The following is a 12,781-nucleotide window of genomic DNA, read 5'->3' as shown; positions in this document are numbered from 1 at the left end:
CCCCTTGAGGCTTAGAAGCTGACGGCGCGGTCGCCGTCTTCGTCCTGGATGCGAGTCGGCAGGCCGATGCGGTTCAGGAGGTTGATGAACGGCTTCGGCGGCAGTTCTTCCACATTGGCCATCTTCTTCACGTCCCACTCGCCGGTTGCGACGAGCATCGCGGCGGCGACGGGCGGCACGCCGGCGGTGTAGGAAATGCCCTGCGAACCGACTTCCTCATAGGCTTCCTTGTGATCGGCCACGTTGTAGATGAAGACGGTCTTTTCCTTGCCGTCCTTCAGGCCCTTCACATAGTCGCCGATGCAGGTCTTGCCTTCGTAGCCGGGTGCGAGCGACGCCGGATCGGGCAGCACGGCCTTGACGACCTTGAGCGGCACGACTTCCTGGCCTTCGGCCGTCTTGACCGGCTGCTCGGAAAGCAGGCCGAGGTTCTTCAGGACGGTGAAGACGTTGATGTAGTGATCGCCGAAGCCCATCCAGAAGCGGACATTGGCCCCGTCCATGTTCTTGGCGAGCGAGTGCACCTCGTCATGGCCGCAGAGATAGGCGCGGCGCGTGCCGACGACCGGCAGGTCGTAGTCCTTGCCGATTTCGAACATCTTGTTGGTCTGCCACTGGCCGTTCTGCCAGGAGTAGACGACGCCGGTAAATTCGCGGAAGTTGATTTCCGGATCGAAGTTCGTGGCGAAATACTTGCCATGGCTGCCGGCATTGATGTCAACGATGTCGACGTCCGTCACCTTGTCGAGATATTCGTCCTTGGCGAGCTTGGCATAGGCGTTGACGACGCCCGGGTCGAAGCCGGCGCCGAGGATGGCGGTGATGCCCTTTTCCTCGCATTCGGCGGCACGCTTCCACTCGTAGTTACCGTACCACGGCGGCGTCTCGCAGATTTTGCCCGGCTCTTCGTGAATCGCGGTGTCGATATAGGCGACGCCGGTATCCATGCAGGCGCGCAGCACCGACATGTTGAGGAAGGCGGTGCCGACATTGATGACGATCTGCGCCTTTGTCGAGGTGATCAGCGCCTTGGTGGCTTCGATGTCCAGCGCGTCGAGCGCATGGCCTTCGAGAACGCCCGGCTGCTTCATCGCGTTCTTCTCATGAACGGACGCGATGATCTTGTCGCACTTCGCCTTGGTGCGCGAAGCGATGTGGATGTCGCCGAGCACGTCGTTGTTCTGAGCGCATTTGTGCGCCACGACCTGTGCAACGCCGCCGGCGCCGATGATGAGCACGTTTTTCTTCATGTCCCGGAATAGCTCCTTCTGGGTTTGATGAGGGGATTTAGGAAAGGCTTGCTTCGTAGTCCGCGTAGTCGAATTCGCGGACGGTGCGGATGCTGCCATCCAGTTCACGGATGGCGATCGCCGGCATTTTCACGCCGTTGAACCAGTTCTTCTTGACCATTGTGTAGCCGGCCGCATCCTGAACGGAGATGCGGTCGCCGACCTTCAGGCGGTTCTCGAAGTTGAACTCGCCGAAGATATCGCCGGCCAGGCACGACTTGCCGCAGACCATGTAGCGGTGCGGTCCGGTGTTGGGCGAAAGCTTGGCATTCTCGCGGTAGATCAGCAGGTCCAGCATATGCGCCTCGATCGATGAGTCGACGATGGCGAGGTCCTTGCCGTTGTTGAGGATATCGAGCACCGTCACTTCCAGAGAGGTCGATTTGGTGATCGAGGCCTCGCCGGGCTCGAGATAGACCTGCACGCCATATTCGCCGGCAAATCGCTTCAGCCGCTCGGCGAATTTTTCGAGCGGATAGTTCTCGCCGGTAAAGTGGATGCCGCCGCCGAGGCTTACCCATTCGGCCTTCTTCAGGAGCGGTGCGAACTTCTCCTCGATCGTGCCCAGCATGCGGTCGAACAGGTCGAAATCACCGTTTTCACAGTTGTTGTGGATCATGAAGCCGGAGACGCGGTCCATAACAGGTTCGACCTTTTTCACGTCCCATTCGCCGAGGCGCGAGAAGGGGCGGGCAGGGTCGGCAAGGTCGAAGCTCGACGAGGAGATGCCGGGATTGAGACGCAGGCCCCGCACGATGCCGGCCGCCTTGTCGGAGAACCGGTCGAGCTGGCCGATCGAGTTGAAGATGATCTTGTCGGCGTGGCTGATCACCTCGTCGATCTCGTAATCGGCATAGGCCACGGAGTAGGCGTGGGTTTCCTTGCCGAACCGCTCGTGCCCCAGACGCACTTCATTCAGCGACGAGGAGGTCGTGCCGTCCATGTAGTCGCACATGAAATCGAAGACCGACCAGGTGGCGAAGCACTTCAGCGCCAGCAGCGCCTTCGCGCCGGACAGTTCGCGCACCCGCGCGATCTTTTCCATGTTGGCGAGAAGCTTCGACTTGTCGATCAGATAATACGGCGTTGTAAGGGACATGCGGGACCTGTCTTGTGCGGTGGATGGCCGCCGGCTGAGACCGGCAACGCGACGAAAACGCGAAGAGGGAGGCGCAAACCGTCCGCTTCGTGTGGCTCTGGAAAGGGAAAAGCCGCTGTTACGGTATCGTCGTGCGGACACGGCGATGTGACAGCGCCTTGGCGCTGTTGCCCCGGTCGCGATACCTGGCGAGAAAGAGATTGGGCAGGCGTGACGTCTTCACCGGGCGCAACGATGCGGCCGGCGTAACGGCATAAAAGCCAGACCGTGCCCCATGGGCACTGATCGAAAAGCGTTCTTCCGTTCGGGGGGCATCCGAGCCCATCCCCGATTGGAAGAGGGCGTGCCAAGACATGGCGTCCTCCCCAACCAGCAGATGAAACCTGCAACAAGTGGCGCTCTCTAGCACAGGGCGGCCGGAAATATCAATGTGGCTTCGGTTGCGATTTTTTTTGATTTCGCTCTTGCACCTCTAGTCGCTAGAGGTCGTAGACCATCCTCACGACAATGAAGAGGATTGTATGATGTCCGATGTGAAAGAGACGCGTTTCCGGGTCGAAGGCATGGATTGCGCGTCCTGCGCCAGCAAGATCGATACGGCGGTGCGCCGCATGCCGGGTGTGTCCGACGTGTCGGTGTCCGTCACCGCAGGCACGATGCGGGTCCAGCACGATCCGTCGAGTGACCTGGACGCGATCCGCAGGAAGGTGTCGGGCCTCGGCTATGTCGTGACGCCCGGTGCCGCCCTGGCGGGGGACAAGCCCGCACCGGAACACGCACATGGGCCGAACTGCGATCATGCGCATGCGCACGACCATGATCATGGACACAGCCACGACGTGAAGGCTGCCGCCATGGAAGGCCTGCACGGCCATGATCACGGCCCTTCGGAAGGTCCCTGGTGGAAGGGCAAGAAGGGTAGGCTGACCATTCTCGCCGGCGGCGCGCTTGTGGTCGCTTACGGCATCGGCCATCTCTTCCCCGCCATCGCATCCTACGCCTTTCTCATCGCCATGATCGTCGGCCTGGTGCCGATCGGGCGGCGCGCCATCATGGCAGCCCTTGCCGGCACGCCCTTCTCCATCGAAATGCTGATGACCATTGCCGCGATCGGCGCCGTCGCCATCAATGCGACGGAAGAGGCCGCGATGGTCGTCTTCCTTTTCCTCGTCGGAGAGCTTCTGGAAGGTGTGGCCGCCGGCAAGGCGCGTGACAGCATCCGTTCGCTTTCGACCCTCGTGCCGAAGACGGCGCTGCTGGAGGAGGACGGCCGCACCAAGGAAGTGCCGGCCGAGTCGCTTCCCGTCGGGGCGGTCATCCTCGTTCGCCCGGGCGACCGGATTTCTGCCGACGGTACGATCATCGAAGGCGAAAGCGCCATCGACGAGGCGCCGGTGACAGGCGAAAGCACGCCGGTGCGCAAGGAGGCTGGTGATGCGGTCTTCGCCGGCACGGTGAACGGCGATGCGGCATTGCGCATCCGTGTGACGGCGGCAGCCGCCGACAACACGATTGCCCGCGTCATCAAGCTGGTCGAGGAAGCCCAGGAATCCAAGGCGCCGACCGAGCGCTTCATCGATCGCTTCTCGAAATATTACACGCCCGGCGTCGTCGTGGTCGCCGCGCTCGTCGCGATCATCCCGCCGCTCGCCTTCGGCGGCATCTGGAGCGAGTGGGTCTACAAGGGCCTCGCCGTGCTGCTGATCGGTTGCCCCTGCGCGCTCGTCATCTCCACGCCGGCGGCCATCGCTGCGGCCCTGTCCGCCGGGGCCCGCCGCGGCCTGCTCATGAAGGGTGGCGCCGTGCTGGAAGGGCTGGGCAAGCTCACCGCCATCGCCTTCGACAAGACCGGAACGCTCACCGAGGGCAAGCCCGTCGTCACAGATGTCGTCGCCTTCTCGTCGCCTGCCGAAGAGGTGCTGCGCCTCGCCGCAGCTCTGGAGGCAGGCTCCAGCCATCCGCTGGCGCTCGCCATCCTCGCGAAGGCCGCCGAGGACGGCATCGTGCTCCCGATCGCCACGGGCTCGCATGCGCTGGGCGGCAAGGGCGTCGCCGCGACTGTCGAGGGCAGGGACGTCTTCCTCGGTTCGCCGAAGGCTGCTGCGGAGCGCGTCGCTTTGTCCGCAGAGGTACAGGCTGCGACCACGGCACTCAACGATCACGGCAAGACCGTCTCCATGCTGATCGTCGATGGTGTGCTGGCCGGTGCCATCGCCATGCGCGACGAACCGCGCGCGGATGCCGCTGCCGGCCTGAAAGCCCTGAAGGACCTCGGCATCAAGACGATCATGTTGACGGGTGATAATGCCCGCACGGCCAGGGCCGTCGGCAGCCAGCTCGGCATCGAGGTACGCGCCGAACTGATGCCGGAAGACAAGCAGCGCATCGTTGGCGAGCTTCAGCGCGAAGGCTTCGTCGTTGGCAAGATCGGTGACGGCATCAACGACGCGCCGGCGCTCGCCGCCGCCGATGTCGGCATCGCCATGGGCGGTGGAACGGACGTTGCATTGGAAACCGCCGATGCCGCCATCCTGCATGGCCGGGTCGCCGACGTGGCGTTGATGACGGACCTCTCGAAGCGCACCATGCGCAACATCGTCGAGAACATCGTGCTCTCGCTCGGCCTCAAGGGCGTCTTCCTCGTCACGACGATCGTCGGCATCACCGGCCTGTGGCCCGCAATCCTCGCCGATACCGGTGCAACCGTGTTGGTCACGCTGAATGCGCTGCGTCTCCTCAGGCCGATCAAGTGATGCGGCGCAGGAAAATCCTTGGCCTCTGCGTGCTGGCCGCGATCGTCGGTGCGACGGTCGCGGCGCAGATGCCGACCGCCGACCCATCGAAAGAACGGACCTTCATACTGACGACCGTCGACGGAACGCCGTTCAGTTCCGCCGACCTGGCCGGCAAGCCCTATCTCGTGTTCTTCGGCTTCACCCATTGCCCGGATGTCTGCCCGACGGCGCTGTTCGAGCTCAGTGGTCTCCTGAAAGATATCGGCCCGGCGGCGGATCGCATCACGCCGCTGTTCGTCTCGATCGATCCCGAGCGCGATACGGCGGAACTTCTGAAGCTCTACATGACGTCCTTCGATCCCCGTATCGTCGCGTTGCGGGGCGATGCGGCTCAGACGAAGCAGGCGGCGGATGCCTTTTCGGCCACATACAGGAAGGTGGAAACGGCGTCCGACAGCTACACGATGGATCACACAGCCGGGCTGTTCCTTGTCCGCGCAGACGGGCGTCTTCAGGGCATGCTGGACATGCACGAGCCGCGCGCGGTACAGCTCCAGAAACTGAAGCTGCTGGCCCAGACCTAAAGCATGTCCAGCCGAAGCAGTATCGCTTCGGCTTCGGATAATGCGGCTAGTCGTGCTCGTCGTGGCAAAGCTCGTGGTTGGCCAGCGCGCGGATGACGTAGCAGTCGCGCACCTGATCGGAATGGCAATGGCTTGTGATGCGCACCAGTTCGGCTTCCAGCTTCTGGAGGCGGGCGATCTTGCGGCGCACGGCGGAAAGCTGTTCGGCCGCGATGCGGTCGGCATCGTGGCAGGGGCGCTCGGGATGCTGGCTGAGATCGATCAGCTCACGGATGGCGTCGAGGGTGAGGCCGAGGTCGCGCGCATGGCGGATGAAGGCGAGCCGGTCGCGTTCGTCGCTGGAGTAACGCCGCTGGTTGCCTTCGGAACGTTCGGCAGGCGCGATGAGGCCCATCTGCTCATAGTAGCGGATCGTCGGAACTTTGACGCCCGTTGCCCTGGAAAGATCGCCGATGGTCAGCATCGTTTCGCCTCGTCGCGTGCATTTGCTCACAGATGGACGCGAAGGGCGCGAAAATCAAGTTTTCCAGCTTTCCGTGCCATGCGGACAGCGCGCGGCAAGGTTCTGACGTTTTTTTGTACGTGCCGTGATCGTTGGACGAAAGAATGCCGCAAATCTGGGGTTGAAGCTCTGTTGGCGAGAGGGTTTAAGCTCCTGCCAAGCAAGGTCGGCCTTAAGCGTCGACCGCGGCATGAGGCCGCAAACGCAACAAGATTAACGAAGTTCTAAGCAATCGCTTGGACTCTACACGAAACCGGCGCCGCGCGATTGCGGCGCGTCGAACTTCCAACGACCGAAACAGACCCATGTTTGTGCTTCGCCAACGCTCCGATACCAAATCCGCCCGCCCGCGCCTTTCGCTGCTCGCGCGTCTCGCCGCCGCAACGGTTGCCGGTGGCCTGCTTGCCGGCTGCATGGCCATGGACGTCGCCTCGCTCGCGGAAGCGCCCAAGCTTTCCAACAAGGTGAAGGCGGAAATGTCGAAGAAGAAGATGCGGCCGGAAAGTCCCGTGCTCGTGCGCATCTTCAAGCAGGAAAGCGAGCTGGAGGTCTGGAAGGTCGACGCCAGCGGCAAATACGCGCTGTTCAAGACCTATCCGATGTGCCGCTGGTCCGGCAAGCTCGGCCCCAAGATGAAGAGCGGCGACCGCCAAGCGCCCGAGGGTTTCTATCATGTCTCGGCCGGCATGCTGAATCCGAACTCGCAATATTACGTATCGTTCAATCTCGGCTATCCGAACCGGCTCGAATCGGCGCTCGGCTATACCGGCGAGGCGCTGATGGTGCATGGCGCCTGCTCGTCGTCAGGCTGCTACGCCATGACGGACCAGGGTGTCGGCGAGATCTACGCCATCGTGCAGAAAGCGCTGGAAGGCGGTCAGCAGCGTTTCCAGGTGCAGGCCTTCCCCTTCCGCATGACGACGGAGAATATGGCTAAGCATCGCGGCGACCCGAACATGCCCTTCTGGCGCACACTGAAGGAAGGCTACGACGCCTTTGCTTTCACGCGCCAGCAGCCGAAGGTTTCCGTCTGCAGCGGACGCTATGTCTTCAACCGCGAATTCGTGAACGGCGAGCCGAGCGATCCGCTCGCCCAATGCCCGGCCACCACAGATGGCGCACAAAATGATGTGATCGCGAAGATCGGTGCGGAACAAAAGAAGCTGGATGCGGCTTTCGCCGCTGCCACACCGGTTTCGAGCTTCGCCTATGTGGACGGCGGCATGCATCCCAGCTTCCGCTCGCTTCTGAAGCAGCAGGGCGCGAAGGGCATGGCATCACGCATCTCTCGCACCAAGTATCCGGTGAGCCGGCCCGATGCCGCGCTTGCCGATCCCTATGACAAGTAAGGTGTGAGGGCGTCTGTTGACATTTGAAAGCGTAACCCGCCGGTCTTTCCTCCTGGGCAGTGCCGGACTGGCGACGACGGTGCTGGCCGGCTGCACCACGGCGCGCGAAAGGGTCGAGGTCAGGCCTGAGCCCGTCGTCGATAACAGCATCTATGCGGCCATGTACGGGCCGAAGGATGACGAGCAGTTCCCGCTGCCCGCCATTCCCTACCAGAAGATCGATCCGCGCTTCTATCGCCAGATGGTGCCGAACCCGACCGGTGAGCGTCCCGGCGTGATCGTCGTCGATACGGCGAACCACTTCCTTTACCTCACCTATGAGGATGGACAGGCCATGCGCTATGGCGTGGGTCTTGGCCGCGCCGGTTTCGAATGGGCAGGCCGCGGCGTCATCCAGTACAAGCGTGAGTGGCCACGCTGGACACCCCCGGACGAGATGATCGCGCGCCAGCCGGAATTGGAGCCCTACAGCGCCCGCAACGGCGGCATGGAGCCGGGCCTCAAGAACCCGCTCGGCGCCCGTGCGCTCTACATCTTCCGCGACAAGCAGGACACGCTCTACCGCATCCACGGCTCGCCGGAGTGGTGGACGATCGGCAAATCCGTTTCCTCAGGCTGCGTGCGCATGATCAACCAGGACGTGGTCGATCTCTTCAATCGCGTGCAGAGCGGCACGCCGATCGTCGTGCTGGGTGCCGCGCCCGCCATGGCGGCGGTCGATCAGCCGATGCCTGCCTATGATGAGGCCACGCCGGTTTACTGAAATTCGCCTTGCGCAATGAAAAAGGGCGTGCCCGCAACTGCCGGCACGCCCTTTTGCTGTCTGCGAAGCCGCTCAGGTACGCGGCTTCAGGTTTTCCGGGTCGTAGAGCGGCTTGTAGCCGATGCTGACCACCTCCACCGGGTAGGTCTCGTCGAAATACGAGATGTTGAGCTTGCGGCCTTCCTGGCAATAAGCATGCGGCAGGTAGGCCAGCGCGATGTTCTTGCCGATGGTCGGGCCGAAGGCGATCGACGTCGTGTAGGAGCGGCGGCCGAGCTCGTCGATCAGCACTTCGCCGGTTTCCGGATCCATGACCGGCAGGTTGCCGAGCGGATAGCGCTTCACACCGTTTTTGTCCGTATTCTCGGTCATGACCAGCGTGCAGAGCATGGCGGGCTGATGGTCGCGCGCCTTGTACTCCAGATGCTTTGCCTTGCCGCGGAAATCCGCTTCCTTGACCTTCGGACGGGCCAGATCGGCCTCGATGAGGTTGTACTGGGTCAGGAGGTCGGCGTTCTGGAGACGCAGGCTCTTTTCCATACGGCGCGAGTTGGCGTAGGTCTCGACGCCGACGGCCATGGCGCCGGTGGAGCGCAACGCATCCCATACGGCCAGACCGTCCTCGTACTTCATGTGCAGTTCCCAGCCCTGCTCGCCGACATAAGAGATGCGGAAGGCGGTGACGTGCTTGCCGGCAATCTCGATCGGCTTGATGGCCGCGAACGGGAAGTTCTCGATATCAAGGCCGGCTGGGTCCGCAACGACCTTCTTCAGGTTCTCGCGGGCATTCGGGCCCCAGATGCCGATGGTGATGTACTTCTCCGACGTATCGGTGATCGTGACGTCGAGGCCGCGATCTTCGGCAACGCGCTTCATGTAGTGGAAGTCGCGCGGGCCGGCATCGGCGCCGTTCACGAGCCGGCAGCGGTCGGACATGCGGAAGACCGTGAAGTCGGCGCGCACCATGCCCTCGTCGTCGAGGAAGTGGGTGTAGATGCCCTTGCCGATATTGCCGTCACCGCCAACCTTGGCGGCGCAGAGCCATTCGAGAAGCTCGACGTGATCGGGGCCCTCGATATCCACCATGTGGAAGTGCGAGAGATTGATGATGCCGCAATCCTCGCTCAGCGCGAGATGCTCGGCATTGGAAACACGCCAGAAGTGGCGGCTGTCCCACTCGTTCTCACGCACCGGAACGCGGTCGCCGTATTTTTCCAGCAGATGCTCGTTGGCCTTGTAGCCATGCGCACGCTCCCAGCCGCCGAGTTCCATGAAGTAGCCGCCAAGTTCGACTTCGCGCTCGTAGAAAGGCGAGCGCTTGACGCCGCGGCTGGAGGCGTAGGGCTCACGGTTGTGTACGGCAGGGAAATAAATCTTCTGCGCGGCCTCGAAGGTGCGGTTCTCGATGAACTTCTCTTCCAGCTGGTGCGGGTAGAAGCGCGAATAATCGATCGAGTTGTGGTCGATCTCCGTGCGTCCATCCGTCATCCAGTCGGCGATCAGCTTGCCGTAGCCGGGGCCGTCCTTGACCCAGATGGCGACGCAGTACCAGAGGCCGCGCACCTTCTGGCTTTCGCCGCAGGACGGGCCGCCGGCGGCCGACACCTGCAAGAGGCCGTTGAAGGAATGGCTTTCGTTGTAGCCGAGTTCGCCGAGGATCGGCGTCAGCTCCATTGCCTTTTCGAGCGGCTCGAGGATCTGCTCCATGTCGAGATCGCGCTGCGAGGGCGAAAGGCGGGCTTCGTTCTTCTCGAGAATATCGCGCGGGTGGCACAGCCGCGGATTGGTGGTCTCGTAGTAGCCCCACTCGATCTGGCCGCCTTCGGTGGTCTTCGGGTCGCCGGTGTCGCGCATATAGGCGGAGTTGCCCTGGTCACGCAGCAGCGGGTAGCCGATTTCCTTGCCGGTGCCTTCGAATTCGTTGTACGGGCCGAAGAAGGTCAGCGGATGGTCGACCGGCATGACCGGCAAGTCCTCGCCGACCATTTCGGCGATCAGGCGGCCCCAGATGCCGGCACAGACGATGACATAGTCTGCCATGATGGTGCCGCGATGGGTGACGACACCCTTGATGCGTCCGCCCTCGACGATCAGCGACTTTGCCGGCGTGTTCGCAAAGGCCTGCAGCTTGCCGGTTTTTTCGGCGGCATCGACGAGCTTGCCGGCGACGGTTTGCGAGCGCGGTATGACGAGGCCGGCATCCGGGTCGAACATGCCGCCCTGCACCTGGTCTTCCTCGATCAGCGGGAACTTTTCCTTGATCTCGGCGGGCGACACGTAGTGCGCGCGCGTGCCGAATGCCTTGGCGGAGGACAGCTTGCGCTTGATCTCTTCCATCCAGGTATCGTCGCCCGTGCGCGCGACTTCGAGACCGCCGATGCGGGCGTAGTGGCCCATCTTTTCGAAGAAGTCGATGGAATACTGTGTGGTCCAGACCGAGAGGTAGTCATGGCTGGTCGTGTAGCAGAAGTCCGAGGCATGCGCCGTCGACCCGATGTCGGTCGGGATGCCCGACTTGTCGATACCCACGATATCGTCCCATCCGCGCTCGATGAGATGATGGGCGATCGACGCACCCACGATGCCACCCAAACCGATGATGACGACCTTCGCCTTTTGCGGAAATTCTGCCATTTGCTGGACCCCGATGAGAAATTTGAGGCTGATTTTAGGGCCTCGTTCTGCGCCATTGCAGCCTGTCTGCGACGGCGCCGCGACCAGTTCCGACAGTCGCCGGAATGGCAGTGCGACCCTAGCCGATCGTCCCGCCGACGCAACGCAATTCATGGCGTCAGGCGTTGGTCGAGTTTTGTTCGGGCGCGCTTTTCTTTGGAAAACCATGCCGGTGCCGGGCATGTCACATTTGCTATACATCGGCAGGCTAGAGCGCGGATGCGCATAGACGGGGAGGGGCAACATTTGGCAGGCGATACGGCGGCCCGGACGGGCGCTCCGTCCAGCGACCACGCGCACGGTGTTCCCATCGGCGAGGCGATCACGGTCTGGGCTCGGGTGGCTGCGCTCAGCTTCGGCGGCCCGGCCGGGCAGATCGCCGTCATGCACCGCATCATCGTGGAGGAGAAGCGCTGGATCGGGGAGAGCCGTTTTCTGCACGCGCTGAACTACTGCATGCTGCTGCCCGGCCCGGAGGCGCAGCAGCTTGCCATCTATATCGGCTGGCTGATGCACCGCACGCTGGGCGGGCTGATCGCAGGCCTGCTGTTCATCCTGCCCGGTTTTCTCGCCATTCTGGCGCTGAGCTATGTCTATGTCGTCTTCGGCGATGCGAGCGTGGTGGAGGGGCTGTTCTTCGGCCTCAAGGCGGCGGTACTCGCCGTCGTCGTGCAAGCGGTTTTCCGCATCGGCAGCCGTGCCCTGGTCAATCCGGCAATGATCGCGATTGCCGGCGCGGCCTTCATCGCCATCTTCGCCTTCAAGGTGCCGTTTCCGCTTATCGTCGTTGCCGCTGCCTTCATCGGTTATCTCGGCTCGAAGTCCGGGATGCGGCTTTTCCGCGTGACCGCCGGCCATGCTGCCACGCGCAGCGCGGTGCTGCAGGATCGTGATTCGCTGCTGGGCGAGGCGACGCCGGCCCATGCCCGGCCTGATCTCCGTTGGTCGCTGAAGATATCGGCCGTGATTCTCTGTCTGTGGCTCGGCCCCGTCGCGCTGATCTGGGTCGTTGCCGGTGGCGAGAATGTCTTCACGCATATCGGCGTCTTCTTCAGCAAGATGGCGGTCGTGACCTTCGGCGGCGCCTATGCCGCGCTGGCCTATGTCGCGCAGGAGGCCGTACAGCACTATGGCTGGCTGCAGCCCGGCGAAATGCTGGACGGGCTGGGCATGGCGGAAACGACGCCCGGGCCGCTCATCATGGTGCTGCAATTCGTCGGTTTCCTCGCCTCCTACCGCGATCCGGGTGGCCTGAGCCCGATGGTGGCGGCGACTTTTGGCGCGATCCTCACCACCTGGGTCACCTTCGTGCCCTGTTTTCTCTGGATTTTTCTGGGCGCCCCCTTCATCGAGAAGCTGCGCGGCAATGCGGCGCTGTCCGGTGCCATGTCCGCCATCACCGCCGCAGTGGTCGGTGTCATCCTGAATCTGGCGGTCTGGCTTGCCGTGCACACCCTCTTTCGAGCCGTAACCGTGCTGTCGGCCGGGCCGTTGCATATCGAGGTGCCGGTGCCGTCGACGCTCATACTGCCGTCGGCGCTTCTTGCTGTTGCGGCAGCCTTTGCTCTCTTCAAACTCAAAAGCTCCGTGCCGATGACGCTTGGCCTGTCGGCTCTTGCCGGGATTGGCTGGATCCTGCTCGCTGGCGGCGGCTGACCTGGTTTAACCCATGCGCTGATTGCATGGGTGGCGTGCGGCCTTTGCGCTGTACCGCAGTGCAGCATTGCAGTAAAACATACCCATCGAAAGACGCGGTGCCACGGATCGGTGCCGAACAGAGAGCCTCA

At 62.7% G+C, this 12,781-nt stretch carries 9 protein-coding genes; 5 read left to right on the top strand and 4 right to left on the bottom strand.

Features of this window, described 5'->3' with window-relative positions; genetic code table 11:
• Positions 1-11: 11 nt before the first annotated feature.
• Complete coding sequence (locus tag MNR02_RS13705) at positions 12-1,250, bottom strand: saccharopine dehydrogenase family protein (protein ID WP_241604978.1); 1,239 nt, start codon at positions 1,248-1,250, stop codon at positions 12-14.
• A 37-nt stretch (positions 1,251-1,287) separates the two neighbouring features.
• Positions 1,288-2,388 carry a carboxynorspermidine decarboxylase gene (locus tag MNR02_RS13700; protein WP_241604976.1) on the bottom strand — a complete coding sequence of 367 codons (1,101 nt, stop codon included), beginning with the start codon at positions 2,386-2,388 and terminating at the stop codon, positions 1,288-1,290.
• 524 nt (positions 2,389-2,912) lie between these two features.
• Here MNR02_RS13700 and MNR02_RS13695 point away from each other — a divergent pair.
• Together MNR02_RS13695 and MNR02_RS13690 are read left to right on the top strand one after the other, a co-directional pair.
• Positions 2,913-5,141, top strand: a complete 2,229-nt coding sequence (locus MNR02_RS13695) for a heavy metal translocating P-type ATPase (protein ID WP_241947191.1) — start codon at positions 2,913-2,915, stop codon at positions 5,139-5,141.
• Entirely contained in the window at positions 5,141-5,707 is a 567-nt protein-coding gene (locus tag MNR02_RS13690; protein ID WP_241947190.1) for an SCO family protein, read from the top strand. The genes MNR02_RS13695 and MNR02_RS13690 overlap by 1 nt, the downstream gene beginning before the upstream one ends.
• Before the next feature lie 46 nt (positions 5,708-5,753).
• Here MNR02_RS13690 and MNR02_RS13685 read toward each other — a convergent pair whose 3' ends face one another.
• Positions 5,754-6,170 carry a helix-turn-helix domain-containing protein gene (locus tag MNR02_RS13685; RefSeq protein WP_241947189.1) on the bottom strand — a complete coding sequence of 139 codons (417 nt, stop codon included), beginning with the start codon at positions 6,168-6,170 and terminating at the stop codon, positions 5,754-5,756.
• 344 nt (positions 6,171-6,514) lie between these two features.
• On the opposite strand from MNR02_RS13685, the gene MNR02_RS13680 reads away from it, so the two are divergent.
• Positions 6,515-7,558: a hypothetical protein gene (locus MNR02_RS13680; RefSeq protein ID WP_371746673.1), complete on the top strand. Its 1,044-nt coding sequence runs from the start codon at positions 6,515-6,517 to the stop codon at positions 7,556-7,558.
• 16 nt (positions 7,559-7,574) lie between these two features.
• Positions 7,575-8,321: a L,D-transpeptidase gene (locus tag MNR02_RS13675; protein WP_241947188.1), complete on the top strand. Its 747-nt coding sequence runs from the start codon at positions 7,575-7,577 to the stop codon at positions 8,319-8,321.
• 72 nt (positions 8,322-8,393) lie between these two features.
• Here MNR02_RS13675 and MNR02_RS13670 read toward each other — a convergent pair whose 3' ends face one another.
• The gene (locus MNR02_RS13670) at positions 8,394-10,955 is read right to left on the bottom strand and encodes an FAD-dependent oxidoreductase (protein WP_241947187.1); all 2,562 of its coding nucleotides are present in this window, start codon (positions 10,953-10,955) and stop codon (positions 8,394-8,396) included.
• Between the two features lie 258 nt (positions 10,956-11,213).
• Between MNR02_RS13670 and chrA the strand changes: the two genes are divergently transcribed.
• A complete protein-coding gene (gene chrA, locus MNR02_RS13665) occupies positions 11,214-12,650 on the top strand; it encodes a chromate efflux transporter (protein WP_371746672.1) in 1,437 nt (478 codons plus the stop codon).
• Positions 12,651-12,781 lie beyond the last annotated feature (131 nt).

The sequence above is a fragment of the Shinella sp. H4-D48 genome (assembly GCF_022637395.1).
Lineage (GTDB): Bacteria > Pseudomonadota > Alphaproteobacteria > Rhizobiales > Rhizobiaceae > Shinella > Shinella sedimenti.
This window is presented reverse-complemented; position numbering and strand designations above follow the sequence as displayed.